21 protein-coding genes and 1 pseudogene are annotated in these 20,662 nt (G+C 60.1%); 15 read left to right on the plus strand and 7 right to left on the minus strand.

Annotated elements, in window-relative coordinates:
• Nucleotides 1–274 precede the first annotated feature (274 nt).
• The 3 genes and pseudogenes from BZ163_RS16280 (at nucleotide 275) to lapD (ending at nucleotide 3,314) form a co-directional block, all read left to right on the plus strand.
• Nucleotides 275–862 carry a YecA family protein gene (locus BZ163_RS16280; RefSeq protein ID WP_030130067.1) on the plus strand — a complete coding sequence of 196 codons (588 nt, stop codon included), beginning with the start codon at nucleotides 275–277 and terminating at the stop codon, nucleotides 860–862.
• A gap of 10 nt (nucleotides 863–872) precedes the next feature.
• The gene (locus tag BZ163_RS16285; RefSeq protein ID WP_128871764.1) at nucleotides 873–1,268 is read left to right on the plus strand and encodes a YbaN family protein; all 396 of its coding nucleotides are present in this window, start codon (nucleotides 873–875) and stop codon (nucleotides 1,266–1,268) included.
• 106 nt (nucleotides 1,269–1,374) lie between these two features.
• Nucleotides 1,375–3,314, plus strand: a pseudogene (gene lapD / locus BZ163_RS16290) (cyclic di-GMP receptor LapD).
• An 84-nt stretch (nucleotides 3,315–3,398) separates the two neighbouring features.
• On the opposite strand, the gene BZ163_RS16295 reads toward lapD, so the two are convergent.
• A complete protein-coding gene (locus BZ163_RS16295; protein ID WP_128871765.1) occupies nucleotides 3,399–3,995 on the minus strand; it encodes a tRNA-uridine aminocarboxypropyltransferase in 597 nt (198 codons plus the stop codon).
• Nucleotides 3,996–3,999: 4 nt separating this feature from the next.
• A complete protein-coding gene (locus BZ163_RS16300) occupies nucleotides 4,000–4,893 on the minus strand; it encodes a LysR family transcriptional regulator (RefSeq protein WP_064679167.1) in 894 nt (297 codons plus the stop codon).
• Between the two features lie 342 nt (nucleotides 4,894–5,235).
• On the opposite strand from BZ163_RS16300, the gene speB reads away from it, so the two are divergent.
• The 6 genes from speB (at nucleotide 5,236) to BZ163_RS16330 (ending at nucleotide 10,795) form a co-directional block, all read left to right on the plus strand.
• Entirely contained in the window at nucleotides 5,236–6,186 is a 951-nt protein-coding gene (gene speB, locus BZ163_RS16305; RefSeq protein ID WP_128871766.1) for an agmatinase, read from the plus strand.
• A 2-nt stretch (nucleotides 6,187–6,188) separates the two neighbouring features.
• Nucleotides 6,189–6,602, plus strand: coding sequence for a nuclear transport factor 2 family protein (locus BZ163_RS16310; RefSeq protein ID WP_128871783.1), 414 nt, complete (start codon nucleotides 6,189–6,191; stop codon nucleotides 6,600–6,602).
• A 54-nt stretch (nucleotides 6,603–6,656) separates the two neighbouring features.
• Nucleotides 6,657–8,159 (plus strand): cytosine permease, encoded by a 1,503-nt coding sequence (locus BZ163_RS16315; protein ID WP_128871767.1) that lies wholly within the window; start codon nucleotides 6,657–6,659, stop codon nucleotides 8,157–8,159.
• A 138-nt stretch (nucleotides 8,160–8,297) separates the two neighbouring features.
• A complete protein-coding gene (locus BZ163_RS16320) occupies nucleotides 8,298–9,677 on the plus strand; it encodes a sodium:solute symporter (RefSeq protein ID WP_128871768.1) in 1,380 nt (459 codons plus the stop codon).
• 86 nt (nucleotides 9,678–9,763) lie between these two features.
• Nucleotides 9,764–10,489, plus strand: a complete 726-nt coding sequence (locus BZ163_RS16325; protein WP_128871769.1) for an MBL fold metallo-hydrolase — start codon at nucleotides 9,764–9,766, stop codon at nucleotides 10,487–10,489.
• Nucleotides 10,490–10,543: 54 nt separating this feature from the next.
• A complete protein-coding gene (locus tag BZ163_RS16330; protein ID WP_128871770.1) occupies nucleotides 10,544–10,795 on the plus strand; it encodes an acyl carrier protein in 252 nt (83 codons plus the stop codon).
• A 170-nt stretch (nucleotides 10,796–10,965) separates the two neighbouring features.
• On the opposite strand, the gene BZ163_RS35705 is transcribed toward BZ163_RS16330, so the two are convergent.
• From BZ163_RS35705 to BZ163_RS16340, 3 genes are all read right to left on the minus strand, one after another.
• Nucleotides 10,966–11,094: a PA1414 family protein gene (locus tag BZ163_RS35705; RefSeq protein ID WP_007914492.1), complete on the minus strand. Its 129-nt coding sequence runs from the start codon at nucleotides 11,092–11,094 to the stop codon at nucleotides 10,966–10,968.
• A gap of 243 nt (nucleotides 11,095–11,337) precedes the next feature.
• Nucleotides 11,338–12,270, minus strand: a complete 933-nt coding sequence (locus BZ163_RS16335) for a DMT family transporter (RefSeq protein WP_128871771.1) — start codon at nucleotides 12,268–12,270, stop codon at nucleotides 11,338–11,340.
• 359 nt (nucleotides 12,271–12,629) lie between these two features.
• The gene (locus BZ163_RS16340) at nucleotides 12,630–13,466 is read right to left on the minus strand and encodes a S1 RNA-binding domain-containing protein (RefSeq protein WP_128871772.1); all 837 of its coding nucleotides are present in this window, start codon (nucleotides 13,464–13,466) and stop codon (nucleotides 12,630–12,632) included.
• A 351-nt stretch (nucleotides 13,467–13,817) separates the two neighbouring features.
• Here BZ163_RS16340 and BZ163_RS16345 point away from each other — a divergent pair, with 351 nt between their 5' ends.
• From BZ163_RS16345 to BZ163_RS16355, 3 genes are all read left to right on the plus strand, one after another.
• Nucleotides 13,818–14,006, plus strand: a complete 189-nt coding sequence (locus BZ163_RS16345) for a hypothetical protein (RefSeq protein ID WP_017337097.1) — start codon at nucleotides 13,818–13,820, stop codon at nucleotides 14,004–14,006.
• Nucleotides 14,007–14,222: 216 nt separating this feature from the next.
• Entirely contained in the window at nucleotides 14,223–14,939 is a 717-nt protein-coding gene (locus BZ163_RS16350) for a TorF family putative porin (protein ID WP_128871773.1), read from the plus strand.
• Between the two features lie 65 nt (nucleotides 14,940–15,004).
• Nucleotides 15,005–15,874, plus strand: coding sequence for a DUF6279 family lipoprotein (locus BZ163_RS16355; protein ID WP_128871774.1), 870 nt, complete (start codon nucleotides 15,005–15,007; stop codon nucleotides 15,872–15,874).
• A 28-nt stretch (nucleotides 15,875–15,902) separates the two neighbouring features.
• On the opposite strand, the gene BZ163_RS16360 is transcribed toward BZ163_RS16355, so the two are convergent.
• On the minus strand, nucleotides 15,903–16,292 hold the full coding sequence (locus BZ163_RS16360; RefSeq protein ID WP_128871775.1) for a transcriptional regulator: 390 nt from the start codon (nucleotides 16,290–16,292) through the stop codon (nucleotides 15,903–15,905).
• 185 nt (nucleotides 16,293–16,477) lie between these two features.
• Between BZ163_RS16360 and BZ163_RS16365 the strand changes: the two genes are divergently transcribed.
• Together BZ163_RS16365 and BZ163_RS16370 are read left to right on the plus strand one after the other, a co-directional pair.
• Entirely contained in the window at nucleotides 16,478–17,212 is a 735-nt protein-coding gene (locus tag BZ163_RS16365; protein WP_128871776.1) for a thioredoxin family protein, read from the plus strand.
• Between the two features lie 153 nt (nucleotides 17,213–17,365).
• Nucleotides 17,366–17,641, plus strand: a complete 276-nt coding sequence (locus BZ163_RS16370; RefSeq protein WP_128871777.1) for a hypothetical protein — start codon at nucleotides 17,366–17,368, stop codon at nucleotides 17,639–17,641.
• Between the two features lie 95 nt (nucleotides 17,642–17,736).
• On the opposite strand, the gene BZ163_RS16375 is transcribed toward BZ163_RS16370, so the two are convergent.
• Entirely contained in the window at nucleotides 17,737–19,083 is a 1,347-nt protein-coding gene (locus BZ163_RS16375; protein WP_128871778.1) for a DEAD/DEAH box helicase, read from the minus strand.
• Between the two features lie 192 nt (nucleotides 19,084–19,275).
• Here BZ163_RS16375 and BZ163_RS16380 point away from each other — a divergent pair, with 192 nt between their 5' ends.
• The gene (locus tag BZ163_RS16380; protein ID WP_128871779.1) at nucleotides 19,276–20,574 is read left to right on the plus strand and encodes a mechanosensitive ion channel family protein; all 1,299 of its coding nucleotides are present in this window, start codon (nucleotides 19,276–19,278) and stop codon (nucleotides 20,572–20,574) included.
• Nucleotides 20,575–20,662: the final 88 nt, after the last annotated feature.

Here is a 20,662-nt window from a genome sequence, read left to right on the forward strand (position 1 = left end):
CCCGACGCCTGTCCGCCACAGGGTGCCGCTGAGAAGACACACGCAAGCCAATACCGAACCTCCTGTAGGAGCTGGCTTGCCAGCGAAGGCGGCCTCAAGCCTTGCATCGCCCATGAAGACGCCTTCGCCGGCAAGCCAGCTCCTACATAGGGTTCGGCGTTTTCCACCCTGCAGGAGCAGTGTGCCGGGGAGCAAATATCCCGCGCGGCTGGCCTGACTGCTCAAGAAGGCCTAGAATTCCCGCATCTGTTTAATTCCCCAAGGTAGCCCTTTAATGTCCTTCGCTGAGCAACTAACCCGTTTGCAAGTCTTCCTCGACGCCGACGAACTGCATGACGAGGCGCTGGACTACGTGGCCGCCCACGGCTACCTCACTGCGCTGTCGATCTGTTCCGAAAGCGTTCCCGACCGTGAATGGATCGACGCGCTCTTCGCTGAAGAGCCGCATTACGCCGACGACACCGAGCGTGAAGCGATCGAATCCACCCTGCTGGCCCTCAAGGCGCACATCGCCCGCCAACTGGCGTCCGACGAAGAGTTCGAGCTGCCTTGCGACCTGGACCTGGGCGAAGAGCCGGATGATTCCGACCTGCGCGGCTGGTGCATCGGTTTCATGGAAGGCGTGTTCCTGCGCGAAGCGGCCTGGTTCGAAACCGCCGAAGACGAAGTCAGCGAAATGCTGCTGCCGATCATGGTCGGTTCGGGTCTGTTCGACGAACAGCCTGAGTTCGAAGACATCGCCAAAGACGCCAACCTGATGGACGACATGATCGTGCAGATCCCGGAAGCCCTGACCGCGCTGTACCTGCTGTGCCAGGCGCCCGACGAAAAACCGGCGATCCTCAAGCCACGTCACCACTAAGGTCTTGCCTATGGACAATCCCATAGGCAACCGCTCCCTGATGTTGCGTTACGTACTGCTGGCCATCGGCTGGCTGAGCGTAACGCTGGGGGTGATCGGGATTTTCCTGCCGGTGTTGCCCACCACGCCCTTCCTGCTGCTGGCGGCGGCCTGTTTTGCCCGCAGTTCCCCGCGCTTTTACCAGTGGCTGGTGGAGCACCCGTGGCTTGGGCCGTGGATTCGCGACTACCTCGATGGCAATGGCATCCCGCTCAAGGGCAAGGTGTATGCCATCGGCCTGATGTGGGCGAGCATCCTGCTTTCCTGTTACCTGGTGCCACTGCCATGGGCACGCGCGTTCATGCTGACCAGTGCAGTGCTGGTGACGGTTTATATCCTCAGGCAGAAAACCCTGCACAAATCTTAAGCCGACGATTTGCCCTCCCTCGCCAAAACACCGCCTAGACTTCACGCATCTGCACCCGAGTAGTCAGACATGCCCACCGCCAGTCGACACAGCAAGGAGCGTGTCCATGTCACTGCGCAAACAATTGTTTCTCGCCATTTGCCTGTTCCTGCTGGTGGCGATCAGCGGCAGTTTTTTTGTCAGCCTGGAAAGCTCCCGCGAGCAGATGCTCGGCCAGTTGCGCTCCCACGCCCAGGACACCGCCACGGCGTTGGGGTTATCGCTGACCGCGCAAATCCACGACCCGGCAATGATCCAGTCGATGGTCGGTTCGATTTTCGACAGCGGCTATTTCAGCAGCATCCGGATCATCGACATCGAGAATGAGCAGGTGCTGGTCGAGCGCAGCGCAGCGGCATTGGCCGAGGACGTTCCCGGCTGGTTTGTCAGTCTGGTCAAGCTGCATCCACAGGGCGCCGATGCGCTGATCATGCGCGGCTGGGAACAGGTCGCGCGCGTCGAAGTGTTGAGCAATCCACAGTTCGCCCTGGCCAGGCTCTGGGACAGCACACTGGGCAGCCTGATCTGGTTGTTGTTGTGCGGATTGCTCAGCGCCGTATTCGGTGACTGGTTGTTGCGGCGGCAATTTCGTCCGCTCGAGGCCATGGTCAGACAGGCCGAAGCCATCTGCAAACGCGAGTACCTCAGCCTGCCGAGACTGCGCGTACGCCTGAACTGAAACGCGTGGTGCTGGCCATGAACCAGATGGTCGAGAAACTCAAGGCGCTGTTCACCGAGGAGGCCGCGCGCAGTGAAAAATTGCGGGCGCAATCCTATCAGGACAGCCTGACCGGCCTGGCCAACCGGCGTTTGCTGGATGAACAGCTGGCCGACCATTTGCTGGTCGGCGAGCAGAGCAGTGACGGCCATTTGCTGATGCTGCGAATCAATGATCTGGTCGGCCTCAACCAGCGCCTCGGTGGCCAGCGCACCGACGCCTTGATCAGCACCGTCGGTGACTTGCTGATGCGTCTGACTCAGGTACCGGAGCGTCGTACCTGGCTGGCGGCGCGTAATCGCGGTGGCGAATTCAGCCTGCTGACACCCGGTCTGGGCAGCCAGGATGCCGCACTCCTGGCCGCCGAAATCAGCGCCACCCTGGAAAACCTGCGCCTGACCGGCGCCAGCGACTGCATGCCGGTGGCGCATTTGGGCATGGTCGCCTTCCGGCCCGGCGAGTCGGCCAGGGATGTGCTGCTGCGGCTGGATCAGGCGCTGACTGAAGCCCAGGGCCACCCCGAGCGGCCATGGAGGCTGCTGAGCCACAGCGTCAGCGCGCCAAATCAGCCCCAACACGACTGGCAAACCTGGATCGACGATGCCCTGACCGAAGGCAAGATGCGCCTGTATTTTCAACCGGTGGTGCAATGCGCCGACACCAGCCAGGTGCTGCATCACAAAGTCCTCGCGCGCCTGCTCGATCCCCGGGGCGAAGCGGTTGCCGCCGGGCATTTCCTGCCATGGATCGAACGCCTCGGCTGGTCGGCGCGGTTCGACCTGATCATGCTCGAAGCCACCCTCGACTACCTCCTGGTCAACCGCTGGCCCCTGGCGTTGAGCCTGTCCGGCAGCACCCTGCGCGACCAGGCGCAACTGCACAAGATCCTTGAAATGCTTGAATCACTGCCTGAACTGGCCGCGCTGCTGACCCTGGAAATCGACGAACGCCAACTGCCTCCTCCAGAGCAATTGCAGCGTCTGAGCCATAGTTTGCTCAACACTGGCTACCGCATCGGTTTGCAGCATTTTGGTGGCAGCTTCAGCCAGATCGGCAACCTGACGCAACTGGGGCTGGCTTACCTGAAGATCGACGGGGCCTATATTCGGGGCATCGATAAGCAGCCAGACAAGCGGCTGTTCATCGAGGCGATTTTCCGGGCGACGAACAGCATCGATTTGCCGTTGATTGCGGAAATGGTCGAGAGCAAAGCGGAGCTGGAAGTGATCAGGGAGTTGGGGGTGTTTGGTGTGATGGGGCGGTTGATCGGGCCGCCGGAGCCGATGTGATTTTTCAGCGGGTGGACCGCGTTATCATTCTTCGCGGGCTTGCTCCGGGCGGCGATCCGACGATGAGGGCCGCACAAGCGATGATCATCTCGGCCCATGATTACGCTGAAAGACCTCCTCCCCCATCGCCGCAATCTGCCCCTCGATCAACGCTTCGAACGGCTTTAACAACGGTTCAAAACTGACAGGCGCTTCCAGCGTCTGCAACGCCTGGACAATCGCTTCCACCGTCGACAACGCCCCCGCCCCCGGCGCCTTGCGCAGCCGATAGCGAGATACGCCCCCCGCAACCAGGGTCACTCTGGGCAACGCCGCCAGCAACGGATTGAGGTGCAGCATCTTGCGCGCCTTGCGCCAGGTGCCGTCCGGCACCACCAGCAGCAACGGTTCCCCGGTTTCGGTGTAGGCCTGCAACGGCTGCGCATCGTCGGCAGGAAACAACAGCCGCGCCCGATAGCCCGGTTGATTCAACAACGCGGGCAACTCCTCGAACACCTCGCCCACGATCAGCTCGGCATTGTTCAAGCCCAACGCCGCCAACCGCGCGGTGTTCAGCGCATGGTTCACTTCGCTCGGATGCTGAAGCAGCAATACCCGCGTGCGGCTATCGAGACTCGGAATCAGCGGGCACAGGCAATGACTCTGTGGGCGCAGGCAGCGCGGGCATTGGATTCTGGACATCGTCTCAAGCCTGATTCAGTTGCGCTTTAAGCAAGTCGCGAAAGGTCTGGATCAGCGGCTCGCGACTGCGGCCACGGCGCACGATCATCGAAAATGGCGCCTGATAACCGAACGTCGCCGGCAGCAGCACCCGCAAGTCGCCCTTGTCGGCCCAGGCCTGGGCGTAGTGTTCCGGCAGGTAACCGATATAGGCGCCGGAGAGCACCAGAATCAGCTGCGCCTCCATACTTTCCACCGTTGCCGCGCTGTGTTTGAAGCCATGGCGCGCCAGTTCCGCCTGGCTCCAGTAACCCCGGCCGACCATGCGCTGCTGGGTGATGACCTGCTCGGGGATACGCCGTTCGGTGAACAGCGGATGCCGACTGCTGCAATACAACCAGTGCTGCTCACGGTACAGCGGCATGTAGACCAGCCCGCTCATGCGCGTGGAGAACGCGCCGATGGCCAGGTCGAGGCGATTGTCCTGCACGCCGAGCTGCAGTTCGTAGGGGCTCATGACCGACAAGTGCAAATGCACCGCCGGGTGCTCCTGGGTGTAGGCGCCGATGGCTTCGGCAAAGGGCAAGGCCTTGTCGCTGACGGTGGAGTCGATCACCCCCAGGTTCAGCGTACCGCGCAGTTCGCCCTTGAGGGCGGCGGCGTACTGCTCGAAACCTTCGAGTTCGCCGAGCAGTCGCAAGGTTTCCTGATGGAACAATTCACCCTTGCTGGTCAGGCTGAAGCCGCCGCGACCGCGATGGCACAGCACCAGGCCGAGGGCCGCCTCGAGCTGGCTCATGTAAGTGCTTATGGCCGAGGTCGAGAGGTTGAGCTCCTGCTGGGCGTTGGCGAATCCCTGATGACGGACCACGCTGACGAAGATGCGCAACAGTTTCAGGTCGGGTAAAGCGTTGGCCATGGGGGCTCCGTGCAGGTTCAGTTGAGTCTGGGTTGTCTGCATGGCAGTTGCTGCACAACCGATCGCCAGCAAGCCGGCTCCTACAGGGGGCAAGCAACATTCACGACTAGCGCCGACCTGTAGGAGCCGGCTTGCTGGCGAACGGCCCACCCGGGCAATACATCTCTCAAGCCGAGAGTCTATCGCCCTTCAAACCGATAGTTTAGAAAAATCTGAACTAAGTATTTGCCCGTAGCGATTCTTCCCGGCCACTACATTTCGCAGAATCGGCCCACAGCGGTGCCCGTCTCTCCCCGAACGGCGCAACCGACATAATAAAACAACGACGATGAGGCCCTACCCGTGGACAAGATTCTTCACCAACCACTGGGCGGCAACGAAATGCCGCGCTTCGGCGGCATCGCCACCATGATGCGACTCCCCCATGTACCTACCGCTGCCGGCCTCGACGCCGCCTTCGTTGGCGTGCCGCTGGACATCGGCACCTCCCTGCGTCCCGGCACCCGCTTCGGGCCACGTGAAATCCGCGCTGAATCGGTAATGATCCGCCCGTACAACATGGCCACCGGCGCCGCCCCGTTCGACTCGCTGTCGGTTGCCGACATCGGCGACGTGGCGATCAACACGTTCAACCTGCTGGACGCCGTGCGGATCATCGAAGAATCCTACGACGCCATCCTCGAACACAACGTGATCCCGCTGACCCTGGGCGGCGACCACACCATCACCCTGCCGATCCTGCGTGCCATCCACAAGAAGCACGGCAAAGTCGGCCTGGTGCACATCGACGCTCACGCCGATGTGAACGACCACATGTTTGGCGAGAAAGTCGCCCACGGCACCACCTTCCGTCGCGCCGCCGAAGAAGGCCTGATCGACTGCGATCGCGTGGTGCAAATCGGCTTGCGCGCTCAGGGTTACACCTCCGAAGACTTCAACTGGAGCCGTAAACAAGGCTTCCGTGTGGTTCAGGCTGAAGAGTGCTGGCACAAATCCCTGGCCCCGCTGATGGCTGAAGTCCGCGAGAAAGTCGGCGGCGGTCCGGTGTACCTGACTTTTGACATCGACGGCATCGACCCAGCCTGGGCACCAGGCACCGGCACCCCGGAAATCGGTGGTCTGACGACCATTCAGGCGATTGAGATCATTCGCGGCTGCCAAGGCCTCGACCTGATCGGTTGCGATCTGGTAGAAGTCTCGCCCGCCTACGACACCACCGGCAACACCTCGCTGCTGGCCGCCAACCTGCTGTACGAAATGCTTTGCGTACTGCCTGGCGTGGCCCACCGCTGAGGATCGGTCATCACGAACGTGATCAGGTTTTGAAAGCCGCCGCCGATCTGGTGTCAGCCTTCGCCCGTAACGATCGCGAAGCCTACTTCGGCGCGTTCAGCGCCGATGCCAGCTTCGTGTTCTACACCCTCGAGCAGCCCCTGCTGTCGCGCGATGCCTATCAGGCGTTGTGGGACACCTGGCGCGCCGAGGATGGCTTCGAGGTGCTTGCGTGCACCTCGAGCAACGCCTTCGTCAGCCTGCAGGGTGATGTGGCGATTTTCATCCATGACGTGGCCACCGAGCTGCGCATGCAAGGGGAGCAACACTTCAGCCAGGAGCGCGAGACGATTGTGTTTCGCCGACAACAACAAGGCCTATGGCTGGCCTGCCACGAACATTTGTCCGCGATGCCGGAAGGGCTGCCACCCCCTTAGCCAAACAGGTGACGCTCACGCACGATGAGCGCGCCTTTATGATCGGAGCAGATCATGAATAACAACAACAACGACCAAAGCCTTACGCAGATTGAAACCCACGGGGTCGAACAGATCCCGGACAACGAACGCACCGCTGGTCCGACGGACTTGTTCCGGATGATCTTCGGCGGTTCCAACACCTTTGCCACGGCCGTGCTCGGCAGTTTCCCGGTACTGTTCGGCCTGTCTTTCCAGGCGGGCGTCCTGGCGATTGTGCTCGGTGTGCTGCTGGGCTCGCTGATCCTCGCGCCCATGGGCCTGTTCGGCCCGCTCAATGGCACCAACAACGCCGTGTCTTCCGGTGCGCATTTCGGCGTGCACGGGCGGATCGTCGGGTCGTTTCTGTCGTTGCTGACCGCCATCGCCTTCTTCTCGCTCTCGGTGTGGAGTTCGGGGGATGCGCTGATCGGTGGTGCCAAGCGCCTGATCGGTCTTCCGGAGACCGACCTGACCCTGGGCCTGGCCTACGGCCTGTTCGCGATTCTGGTGCTGACCGTTTGCATCTATGGCTTCCGCTTCCTGCTGTGGGTCAACAAGATCGCGGTGTGGAGCGCCAGCCTGCTGTTCCTGCTGGGCATCTTCGCTTTTGCCGGGCCTTTCGATGTGAACTACGCAGGCACCGTCAGCCTGGGGCAACCGGGGTTCTGGGCGGCCTTCATCGGCGCTGCGCTGGTCGCCATGAGCAACCCGATTTCCTTCGGCGCGTTCCTCGGTGACTGGTCGCGCTACATCCCGCGTGACACCTCCAAGCGCCGGATCATGGCGGCTGTGGTGATCTCGCAGATCGCCACTTTCATCCCGTTCCTGTTCGGCCTGACCACCGCCACCATCGTGGCGATCAAGGCGCCGGACTACATCGCCGCCAACAACTACGTCGGCGGTCTGCTGGCGGTCTCGCCGAGCTGGTTCTTCCTGCCGGTGTGCCTGATTGCGGTGATCGGCGGCATGTCCACCGGCACCACTTCGCTGTATGGCACCGGGCTGGACATGTCCAGCGTATTCCCTCGTGTGCTGTCGCGGGTCAAGGCGACGTTGCTGATCGGCGTGATGTCGATTGCCTTCATCTTCATCGGGCGCTTTGCGGCGAACCTGGTGCAGAGCGTATCGACCTTCGCCGTGCTGATCATCACCTGCACCACCCCGTGGATGGTGATCATGATCATCGGTCTGCTGGTGCGTCGCGGCTTCTACTGCCCGGATGACCTGCAGGTGTTCACCCGCGGCGAGAAAGGCGGTCGTTACTGGTTCACCCATGGCTGGAACTGGCGCGGGCTGGGGGCCTGGATCCCGAGCGCACTGGTCGGCCTGTGCTTTGTGAACCTGCCAGGGCAGTTTGTCGGACCCCTGGGTGATCTGGCGGGTGGCATCGATGTCAGCCTGCCGGTGACCCTGGGCCTGGCGTCGCTGGTGTACCTGGCGTTGCTGAGCCTGTTCCCGGAACCGGCGGCGGTGTTCGGGCCGAATGATTCACGCAGCATGGGCACGGATTCGCTCGCTAAACCGGCGATGGTGTAGGAGCGAGGCTTGCCCGCGCAGAACGATAACGCGATCGACCTGACCGACCGCGGTACTTCTTTCGCGAGCAAGCATCGCTCCTACACAAAAAATTGATTTTCGCCTCACCATAAAAAAGACAATCGGAGACACGCCATCATGGCTTTGGATTTATTCGTCGTACTCATCTATGCCGCAGCGATGCTGATACTCGGCTACTACGGCATGCGCAAGGCCAAGACCCACGAGGACTACCTGGTCGCCGGTCGTAACCTCGGCCCGAGCCTGTACATGGGCACCATGGCCGCCACCGTCCTCGGCGGCGCGTCCACCGTGGGCACCGTGCGCCTGGGTTACGTACATGGCATCTCCGGTTTCTGGCTGTGCGCGGCCCTCGGTTGCGGGATCGTCGCGCTTAACCTGTTCCTCGCCAAACCGCTGCTGAAACTGAAAGTGTTCACCGTCACCCAGGTGCTGGAAAAACGCTACAACCCGATGGCCCGTACCGCCAGCGCCACCATCATGCTCGCCTACGCCTTGATGATCGGCGTGACCTCGATCCTGGCCATCGGTACCGTGCTGGAAGTACTGTTCGGCCTGCCGTTCTGGATTTCCGTGCTGCTCGGCGGTGGTATCGTCGTGATCTACTCGACCATCGGCGGCATGTGGTCGCTGACCCTGACCGACATCGTGCAGTTCGGTATCCAGACCGTCGGCCTGATGTTTGTACTGCTGCCGATCTGCCTGTACCGCGTGGGTGGCTGGGATCAACTGGTCGCGCAATTGCCGGCGGCGAGCTTCAGCTTCACCAGCATCGGCTGGGACACCATCATTACCTACTTCATGATCTACTTCTTCGGCATCCTGATCGGTCAGGACATCTGGCAACGGGTATTCACCGCCAGGAGCGAAAAAGTCGCGAAGTATGCCGGTACCTCGGCAGGCATCTACTGCATCATTTACGGTCTGGTCTGCGCCCTGATAGGTATGGCCGCCCACGTCCTGATCCCGGACCTGGACAACGTCAACAACGCCTTCGCCGCCATCGTCAAAGTCTCGCTGCCGGACGGCATCCGTGGCTTGGTGATTGCCGCAGCCCTGGCCGCCATGATGTCCACCGCCAGCGCCGGCCTGCTGGCCGCGTCCACCACCCTGACCGAAGACCTGCTGCCGAAACTGCGTGGCGGCAAACAGTCGAACGTGACCATCAGCCGCTTGTTCACCCTGTTGACCGGTATGGCCGTGCTCGGTATCGCCCTGGTCGTGAATGACGTGATCAGCGCCCTGACCCTGGCTTATAACCTGCTGGTAGGCGGCATGCTGATCCCGCTGATGGGTGCGATCTTCTGGAAACGCGCCACCACCGCCGGCGCCATCGCCAGCATGGGCCTGGGTTTTGCCACCGCGCTGGTGTTCATGATCAAGGACGGCATGGACGCCAACACCCCGATCTACTACAGCCTCGGCGTCGGCCTGGTGAGTTTCGTCGTGGTCAGCCTGCTGTCCCGTCAGCCCGCAGCGGTGGCCAGCGCCGCCTAAGCTTTCCATAACGACTTGATGCTTTCTTCGACGGGTGTGGCGTCGGTTGCCACACTCGTTTTTTTTCGCCTGAAGGAAATCTGCCTATGAAGATCGTCAGCCGCGATCAGTGGTTCGAGGTGAAGCAGCTCAGTGACGGCATTCGCCTGATTCACGAGCCCTACATCCGCCCGTTCTATCGCTGCAATCTCTGGCACATCCAGGGTCGCGACAAGGACCTGCTGCTGGACAGCGGTTCCGGGCTGGTGAGCTTGCGCGAGCAATTGCCGTGGATCACCGAGCGACCGCTGGTGGCCGTGGCCAGCCATTGCCATTTCGACCACATTGCCGGCCACCACGAGTTCCCCGAACGCCTGGTGCACCCGGCTGAGGCGCAGATCCTCGCCGCGCCGGACGGTGACAACACCCTCAGCACCGCCTTTGTCGGTGACGAGATGTTCGAGGCTCACCCCGACTGCCCGTTGTGCTATGCCGAATACCGGGTCAAGGCCGCACCGGCCACGGGAATGATTGAAGAAGGCGACGTGCTGGACCTGGGCAATCGGGTCCTGCACGTGTTGCACACACCAGGGCACTCACCGGGCGGCATCAGCCTTTACGAGGCGGCGACCGAGACGCTGTTCAGTGGCGACATCATCTACGACGGGCCGCTGATCGAAGATGCCTACCACTCCAACCTCGACGACTATGCCCGCAGCCTGCAGCGCTTGCGTGCGTTGTCGATCCGCACCGTGCACGGCGGGCACTTCGGCAGTTTTTCCGGGGAGCGTCTACGCACGATGATTGACGAGTGGCAGCGCTCGCACGGCTGAAGCCTGCTGTACTCAAGCGCAGGGACAACAACAATAACGCCCTCGAAGACAACCATGAAAAAAGCCGCCGTTCGCGCCGCCGTGCATCGCTTCATCAGTCGCCTGCTGGAGGGTCAGGATGACTTCGACGACAACAGCAGCCTGGCGCAGTTGGGACTGGATAAGGAGGATATCGAAGAGCTGATCATCCATCTGGAAGATGAGCTGGATCTGACGGCGTTTACCGCCGAAGAGGACCAACTGCTCAAGACTGCCAGGACGGTGAATGACTTGAGCCGGTTTTTGCTGGAGATCGGGCGGCATTGAATACCGTCCTATTGAATGGAGCCTGTAGTCCGCCAAGATCGTCCGTACGCGGCCCGAGCCTGTTGCAGCTCCAACAGGAACACTCGCAATCGCAACCTTTGCGCTACTCCCCTTTAGGAGCTGCTCTGTAGGAGCTGCCGTAGGCTGCGATCTTTTCAGACCCGGACGCGTTACCGGCGACGCTGCTGGCGTCGGCGCTGTTCGTCGTCAGTACGAATAGGTACAGGTTGCAGAGGCGGTTCGATCAAACCGAGTGCGACACCCAGGTCATGCAGCCAGTTTTGGATTTTCTCTTTCATGGTGCCCCCTTCAGGGTAGTGCCGAGCGGCTGAAAATTCTGCAGCCCCTTCGCAATGATAATAGTCCGAAGTCCTGCGCAATGCTCGCCAAAAGTGGCAACGATCTGTTACTGAATTGATCCAAATACCTGACCATTAGTTCAAGCCATCAGCTGAACGCGAGTCGGGGCCGCCGGATGGACCGTCTGTCGCCGCTTTATCCACGCATTCCCATGGGCCCGGGTGCTGGGCTACCTGCCACCGTCAGTGCTGCCCCAGGGCTTTGCGCAAACGACGGCGCACCCATTGCTCAGCACTGACAAAGGTGATGCCCAATAGCACCAGCACCGCGCCGACGACGAAGTTGAGACTCAATTCATCCCCCAGCAGCACCACGCCGAACGTGACGCCAAACAATGGCGTCATGAAGGAAAATACCGCCAGGTTCGCTGCCAGATAACGGCGCAGCAGCCAGAACCACGTCAGGTAACTGAAGAACGACACCACCAATCCTTGAAACAGCACGCTGGCGACCGCCACCGTGGTCAGGCTGACGTGGCCGACCTGGCCGCTGAGGATCGCAATCAGCAGCAGGCCGACGAAACCGACGATCAGCTGATAAAACAGGGTCAGGGTCACCGGCGCTTCCGACAGGCGCGAGGCGCGCACCACCACGGTCGTCGCGCCCCATGACGCGCCGGCCAGCACCCCCAATGCATCGCCCAGCAGCATGCGCCGATCGAGATTGTCCCAGGACACCCCGCCGGCAAATGCGATGACAATCCCGACGAATGCCAGGAAAATGCCCAGCCACTGGAGAGGTCTCAAACGTTCACTCGGCAACAGCCAGTTGACACCCAGCGCGGTAAAGATCGGCGCGGTGTAAAGAAACACCGACATGTGTGCGGCCGTGGTCAGTTGCAGGCCTTCGGAAATGAACAAAAACTCCAGACCGAACAGTGAACCGGCCAGCAAACCGCCGCGCCAGGTTCTGCCGACCTGATCCCACCCCCCCTTCCAGCACAGCAGCAGGCCTACGAGCAATGCCGAGATGCCCGACCGCCCTACCGCTTGCATGACCGGGGCAATGTCGGGCGCCGCCCATTTGATCATCACTTGCTGAACGCCCCAGATCAGGCACAGCCCCATCATCACTTGCAGGGCAAACCCGTCGGCGCTACGCCGGGTGGCGCTCACCGGAACACCTCGACAACACAATCCATGGCAGTGACTCGACAGTAGAAGCAAAGCCCCGGTTTTTTTGCTGAGAAAGCGTCGGGGCGAAAAATCATGCTGCCGATTATTAACCAGATGGGCAGAAAATGCCGTCTGTCAGAGACATTCGGCTTCCTGGTTACGTCATTTTCTGGAAGTGATTGCGGGGGGGGGCCGACGATTACCTGGAGCTGCCGCGCCGTTCAGCGTACGCGCCCCCCCCCTGTAGGAGCGAGCTTGCTCGCGATGGACTTCAAGTCGCCGCGTTTAACCAGAAAACCCGCGTCATCGTTGACGACCATCGCGAGCAAGCTCGCTCCTACAGGGGGGGGCGGCCGGGGTCAGCTCAATTCGATGCGGTCGGCATGAATCACGATCTGGCCGTTCTTGTACAACGCACCAATCGCCTTTTTGAAGTTGCCCTTGCTGACACCAAACATGCTGGTGATCACCGTCGGATCGCTCTTGTCGCTCACCGGCAGTGTGCCGTTGTTGTCACGCAACCTGGCGAGAATCTTCGAATTGAGGCTGGTGGCCGCTTCTTCGCCGACCGGTTGCAGGCTCAGGCTGATCTTGCCATCGGCCCGGACTTCTTTGATAAAGCCCTTTTCTTCCTTACCGGCGCGCATGAACTTGAAGATTTCGTTCTTGTGGATCAGGCCCCAGTGCTTGTTGTTGATGATCGCCTTGAACCCCATGTCGGTGGCTTCGGCGACCAGCAAATCAACTTCCTGGCCAGGGGTGTAGCTGGCCGGGGTCTTGTCCAGGTAGCGGTCCAGGCGCGCCGTCGCCGTGATGCGGCGGGTGTGCTTGTCGAGGTAGACGTGCACCACGACATACTCGCCAGCGGTCATCTGACGTTTTTCTTCGGAGTACGGCAGCAACAGATCCTTCGGCAAGCCCCAATCCAGGAAAACCCCGATGCTGTTGACTTCAACGACTTTCAAACTGGCGAATTCACCGACCTGCACTTTCGGTTTTTCGGTAGTTGCGATGAGTTTGTCATCGCTGTCCAGATAAACAAAAACGTTGAGCCAGTCTTCATCTTCGCTGGGAATATCCTTGGGAATATAACGATTGGGCAGGAGGATTTCGCCGTCCGCGCCACCGTCCAGATATAAACCGAAGTTAGTGTGTTTAACCACTTGCAAACTGTTGTAACGCCCGACTAAAGCCATGTCCAAATACCCTCATTGCGTGGGCGGCATTCTACCCGGTTTTGCGGGTCGCGTTCGGCGGCCAGCCCGATGGCGCAGGAAAATCCTCTGAAGCCCTTAATTTTCCTGATTTTTATCCCGCACGCCTGGCCACTCGTCTGGCCGCGCTGACGCTGCCCGCGGCTGTCAGCCAGGCAAAAACCGTCACTTTCAAGCTGTAGTTTTTAGTTAAAACAGCAGCTTAGGGGCATTTCCCGAATAATAACTTGCGATTCATCACTGACCTGCGACGAGTATTTCGGGAGGATATTTACCAAGCAATTGTCAAGTATTTCCTGTACTATGCCTGGCCAAGTTAATTTCTACAGGTTAATGGCCGCCATGCGTGTAAAAGCATCCAACAGCAAAGCAAAGCCAGCTCCAGCCGTTGAAACCAGCGAATCGATCAACAACCAGATCGCTGCGTTCCTCAAGTCCGGCGGGGAGATCCAGCAAATTGCCAAAGGCGTCAGCGGCCAGACGTTCGGCCCGTCCAAGCAGATCACATTGGGCAAAAAGTAACGCTACAGAATCTCTCCGAGATAACTGGTCCCTAAGCGCTTTGAGCGTTGAAGCGCTTGGACTGGAACCCTTCCGCAACATCCCGCCCAACACCCATCTATCAAAAATCGACGAACGGCCATCAATGCCGAGCATTCGCCGGTATCCTTGCACACGTCTAGATCAAGCGTTTCAGCAGGTTTTTTTTCCTGCACCTCGCTGTTCATGGAGTGACGCATGCTCAAACCCTCTCTGTTCCTGCTCGCCAGCCTGCTGGCGTGTCCGTTCGCCAATGCGCAAATCTTCCAGCGTGAGCTGGGCGCCTTCGACCTCAAGCTGGGCACCACCCCCAGTCGCAGCATGGCCCAGGGCCTGGTCCAACCTTCCAGCACCGGCTCGTTCCACGGTGGTCTCGACCTGAGCCACGATAGCGGATTCTACGTGGGCCAATGGTCACCGAGCGCGGGCTTGAGCCCGGGTAACAACCTTGAAGTCGATTCCTACATGGGTTTTAAACAGCCCTTCGACCACAGCCTCGGCTACGAAGTCGGCATGATCCATTACAGTTACCCGACAGTGGAGACGCTCGACAGCCAGGAGCTTTTCGGTGGCCTGACCCTGCTGGGCAGTCGGTTTGGCGCGGCGTTAAGCAACGATCCGGACAAACGCAACAGTACGGTATTCGCCGACCTGAGCGGAAATCAGCCGTTCGGCATCGGGGTCAGCATGAAATACACCACCCATCGGCTCAACGTTCCGGTGTCCGTCGAGGGTGGATATGTCGGCAGTTTCACCGATTGGTCAGTGACGCTCTCCCGTCCCTTCATGGGCATCGACCTGGACCTGATCTACAGCGACTCCAGCCTCAGCGGCAGCGACTGTTCCGCTTATTCCGGGCACAACAGCCAGTGCGATGGCCTGGTCACCCTGAAAGCGCAACATGCCTTCTATTGATTGGCTGAACTGGCGGGCTCATCCAGCGTCCACATGAAAACCCACGCATTCGCAAGGACTTGCCCATGTCGCGCTGGTTGAAGTGCCTCGCCGTCGTTATCACCCTCAGTCTCGCCCTCGGCGCGTGCAGCCGCATGGACCTGGCCTATCGCAATCTCGACGTGATCATCCCGTGGTCGCTCGGCGATTACCTGAATATGAACGGCGAGCAGAAAGACTGGTTCAACGAACGCCTGCGAGAGCACCTGAGCTGGCACTGCACCACGCAGCTGCCGGGCTACCTCGACTGGCTGGACCGCTTGCAGGACATGGTCCAGCGCAACCAGGTCACCGACGCTGCGCTGCAAGCCCGCACTCAGGAAGCCAAACAGGCCATCGCCCAGACAGCCCGGGAAATCACCCCATCAGCCATCGAGTTGTTGCAGGGGCTGAATGACCAGCAAGTCGCGGAAATGAACGACGCCTTCGCCAAAGACCAGCGCAAACGCCAGGAGCAATACCTCAAACCGTCGCTTGATCAGCAAATCAAGGAGCGTGGCCAACGCATGGAAAAGCGCCTGAATGATTGGCTCGGCCCGCTCAGCCCGACCCAACAGCAACGAGTAGTCGCCTGGTCAAATGCCCTGGGCGATCAGAACACGCAATGGATCGCTAACCGCGTCCATTGGCAAAAGCAATTCAGTGCGGCGGTCGCGCAGCGCCAGAGCCCGCAATTCCCACAGCGCATCGAGACGCTTCTGGTCAATCGAGAGGCGTTGTGGACACCCGCCTATCGCCAGGCCTACGCCAACACCGAAGCCCAGGCGCAGTCGCTGTTCGTGGACTTGCTGGCTGAAAGTACGCCGGAGCAACGGCAGCGATTACTGAAGAAGATCGACGGGGTGCGCAAGGATTTCAATGATTTGAAATGTTTGAAAGCGGCCCGACAAGGTTAGCCCCCCCCTGTAGGAGCTGGCGTGGGGCTCAGGCGATCTGCGCCTTCGACGCCACTTGATCAAACGTCACCTCGTCCAGCGCATCGTCCTGCTCATCCAGCACCTGGCGCGGATGGTCATTGCCCGGAATGCTGCTGTCGATCAGGCTCAATAAACTCGAGCCCCGTGGCGTCAAAATGTAGTTCGAGCCAGTGCCTCCCTGTTCTTCAGGCCGAGGCTCGATATAGCCGCGCTCCAGCAGCAATTTTTCGTACTCGCCAGCCACCGCTTTCAGGTGATCCAGGTTTTCCGTCTGCTCGCCTTCAGTCGCTTTCTCGGCCGCAAGTTGTTCGGCATAAGGCCGTGGCGTAAAGCTGCTGGCACCGTTCTGTACTTCGTGCAGCAAGCGTTCAATCAAATCCCAGTTATAAGTCGTCATCCTGATCAACCTCCAGCGCCCGTGAGTGAGATGGCTTACATAGGTTGTGACCGACAGCGTGCGCAGCCGTTCAGCCGAGGTATTGAATAGCTTTTGAACAGCACCGACCGGCGGTATGTCGAATTCGGCACAGGTCAAACGACTAGCTGTGTCAGTTACCTCCCCGCATCCCGCAGGAGAAACCCATGAACATTCAGAATCATCCCGTCGTCTCCCGAGAAGAATGGCTCGCCGCCCGTAAACAACACCTGGCCAACGAAAAAGCCTTCACCCGGGAACGGGACAAACTCAGCGCCGAACGTCGCGCCCTGCCCTGGGTGAAAATCGACAAGGACTACCGTTTCCAGGGCCCTGACGGCGAATTGAAACTGGCCGATCTGTTCGGCGGCCGCAGCCAGTTGATCATTTACCACTTCATGTTTGCCAAAGGCTGGGACGAAGGCTGTTCCGGGTGCTCCTTCCTGTCCGACCATATCGACGGAGCTAACCAGCACCTGGCCCACCATGACGTGGCAGTGGTGGCGGTTTCCCACGCCCCCTTCGCCGAGTTCCAGGCGTTCAAACGGCGCATGGGCTGGAAATTCGCCTGGGTATCGTCAGCAGGCTGCGATTTCAATTACGACTTCGGTGTTTCCGCTCGGGCCGAAGACGTCGCCGCCGGCAAGGCGACCTACAACTACGAAAAATCCGACGGCAGCGAAGAAGAACTCCCCGGCCTGAGCGTGTTTTATCGCAACGACGACGGCGAAATCTTCCATACCTACTCCACCTACGCCCGCGGCCTCGACCTGTTGGTCGGCGCCTACAACTACCTGGACCTGACGCCCAAGGGCCGCAATGAAGAGCAAATCATGGAATGGGTGCAGCTTCATGATCAGTATGGAGGTGAGGCTTCATCCAGCTGCTGTCATGGGGAATAGACCGTGGGGACCGAGTCGCGGCTATCGCGAGCAAGCTCGCACAGGTGCAGCTTGCAAGGATAATCTGCATTCGCCCATTCCCGGTGCTGAACTTTTTCCACGCTTGACCCCTCAACCGGATAACCCGCCTTAACCGGAACTGAGGCTCGCCCTATGAAAACCTTGCTGAAATTCACCATCGCCGCCACCCTCGCCTGCGCCCTCCCCGCATTTGCTTGCACGCCAGAAGAAGCCACGGCCAAACGCGAACAACTGGCCAGGGAGGTCGCCAAGCTCACCGAGCAGAATCCGGCCAAGGCCAAGGAAATCAATGACGAGCTGCAGAAAATGGACCTTGGCACTGCGAGCAAGGATTTGCCGGATAAGTGCCAGTTGATCGATCAGCGATTGAAGGAGCTGGGAACGGCTGAAAAGAAAGCTGAGGGTTGAAGGCCAGATCAAAAGATCAAAAGATCAACCAGATTTCCAGGCATAAAAAAAACCCGGACGCTGTCCGGGTTTTTTTCTACATCGCTACCAACGCCTTACTCAGCAGCCGGCGCTTCCGGCTTGCGGCGCTTGAGCGGCGCCATGCCGTCCTTGCTGACCAGCGACAGGGCGTCGGTCTTCGGTCGGTTGGCGATCTTGCGCTTGGTCGGGGCCTTGGCGCCGGTTTTCTTCTTGTCGCCCTTGGCGTCGACCTTTTTCTTCTTCACGCCAACGGCTTTGCCCGAGGCCTTGACCTTTTTCGGTCCGCCGTAGGTGCCTTTGACTTCCTTGATGGTGCGGCGCTCGAAGCTCTGTTTGAGGTAGCGCTCGACGCTCGACATCAGGTTCCAGTCGCCGTGGCAGATCAGCGAGATGGCCAGGCCATCGTTGCCGGCGCGGCCGGTGCGACCGATGCGGTGGACGTACTCGTCGCCGCTGCGCGGCATGTCGAAGTTGATCACCAGGTCCAGGCCGTCAACGTCCAGGCCGCGCGCGGCGACGTCGGTGGCGACGAGGATTTTCACGCCGCCCTGCTTCAGGCGGTCAATCGCCAGTTTGCGATCTTTCTGGTCTTTGTCGCCGTGCAGCACGAATGCTTTGTAGTCCTGCGCCACCAGGCGGCCGTAGATACGGTCGGCCATGGCCCGGGTGTTGGTGAACACGATGGCCTTCTGATAGGTCTCGTTGGCCAGCAGCCAGTTCACGATCTGTTCTTTGTGCTGGTTGTGGTCAGCGGTGATGATCTGCTGACGGGTGGTCGCATTCAGGTCGCTGACATTGTTCAGCTGCAGGTGCTCAGGGTCGTTCAGCACCTTGGCGACCATCTCGCGCAGGCCCGAACCGCCGGTAGTGGCGGAGAACAGCATGGTCTGCTGGCGGTTGGTGCACTCTTGCACCAGACGCTGCACGTCTTCGGCAAAGCCCATGTCGAGCATGCGGTCGGCTTCGTCGAGCACCAGGACTTCAACTTCTTTCAAGTCGAGGTTGCCGGCGTTGAGTTGCTCGATCATCCGCCCCGGCGTACCGATCAGGATGTCCGGCACTTTGCGCAGCATCGCGGCCTGGACCTTGAAGTCTTCACCGCCGGTGATCAGACCGGATTTGATGAAAGTGTACTGGGCAAAGCGCTCGACTTCCTTGATGGTCTGCTGGGCCAGCTCGCGGGTCGGCAGCAGGATCAGGGTCTTGATGCTGACGCGGACTTTCGCCGGGCCGATCAAGCGGTTGAGGATCGGCAAAACGAATGCAGCGGTTTTGCCGCTGCCGGTTTGCGCTGTCACCCGCAGGTCACGCCCTTGGAGCGCCAGCGGAATAGCCGCTGCTTGCACAGGCGTTGGCTCGACAAATTTAAGCTCGGCCACGGCTTTGAGCAGGCGTTCGTGCAGGGCGAATTGGGAAAACACGGGTGCTACCTCGAAGAAATACAAAAAAACAGCTGCATAGGGTAACGGTTTCGAGCGCCCAGGCCGAGTTTCTTTATACAAACGGCTGCAAACAGTGGCTTTTTTGTTGCCTGATTTGTCCCCAAACGTAATACGTAGCGTCTTAAATGCTCTAATCGCCCCGTCGCGTCCTACAGAAGATACGTTTTGCCCATGGATATCAAACAGCTCTGGCTCAATGTCCAAGACCTTTGGGGTGCTCTCGATCAGCACCCGCTCCTGCATTCCAGCCTCGGCTTGCTGTTGCTGCTGGTGGTGGCGCTGGCCCTCGGACGAGTGGCGCGTTACCTGATTCTACACGCGACCAAAATACTTGGCCGCCAACCGGCGCTGCACTGGATCAACGATTTTCGCCACAACAAGGTGTTTCATCGCCTGGCACAGATGACGCCGTCGCTGGTGATCCAGTTCGGTCTGCACCTGGTACCGGAACTGGGCAAGACCAGCCTGGTGTTCCTCGGCAACGTGGCGCTGGCGTTCACCATTCTGTTCCTGGTGCTGGCCGTCAGCGCCCTGCTCAACGCCCTGCTGGACATCTATGCCCGCACCGAACACGCCCGTACCCGTTCGATCAAAGGTTATGTGCAACTGGCGAAAATGGTGTTGTTCGTGTTCGGCGCGATCATCATCGTCGCCACCCTGATCGACCGTTCTCCGCTGTTGCTGCTGTCAGGCCTGGGCGCCATGTCGGCGGTGATTCTGCTGGTCTACAAGGACACCCTGCTGTCGTTCGTCGCCAGCGTGCAGCTGACCAGCAACGACATGCTGCGGGTCGGCGACTGGATCGAGATGCCGCAAGTCGGCGCCGATGGCGATGTGGTGGACATCACGCTGCACACGGTGAAGGTGCAGAATTTCGACAAGACGATTGTCTCGATCCCGACCTGGCGCCTGATGTCCGAGTCGTTCAAGAACTGGCGCGGCATGCAGCAGTCCGGTGGTCGACGGATCAAGCGCAGCCTGTTCATCGATGCCAGCGGCGTGCGTTTCATTCGCGACGACGAAGAACAGAAGCTGGCCCAGGTGCATCTGCTGACCGACTACATCAGCCGCAAACAGGCCGAACTCAAGGCCTGGAACGAAGCCCAGGGCAACGTCGCGGCGATGTCGGCCAACCGGCGGCGGATGACCAATATCGGGACCTTCCGCGCCTATGCGCTGGCCTATCTGAAGAGCCACCCGGAAATCCAGCCGAACATGACCTGCATGGTTCGCCAGATGCAGACCACCGCCCAAGGCATTCCGCTGGAAATCTATTGTTTCACCCGCACCACGGTGTGGGCCGATTACGAGCGGATCCAGGGGGATATTTTCGATTACCTGCTGGCGGTGCTGCCGGAGTTTGGCTTGAGTCTTTATCAGCAGCCCAGTGGCGGGGATCTAAGGGCCGGGTTGTTGCCGGCGGTGCTTGGCGCGAGCCATATTCCCCAGCCTGAAAAGCACGTTATGTAAGACTACATACCCCGTAGGAGCGAGGCTTGCCCCGCGAAGGCGGTGTGTCAGACAGCCCATCGCCTGACTGACACACCGCCTTCGCGGG

The organism is Pseudomonas sp. VI4.1, from assembly GCF_002029345.1.
In the GTDB taxonomy this organism is placed as follows: Bacteria; Pseudomonadota; Gammaproteobacteria; order Pseudomonadales; family Pseudomonadaceae; genus Aquipseudomonas.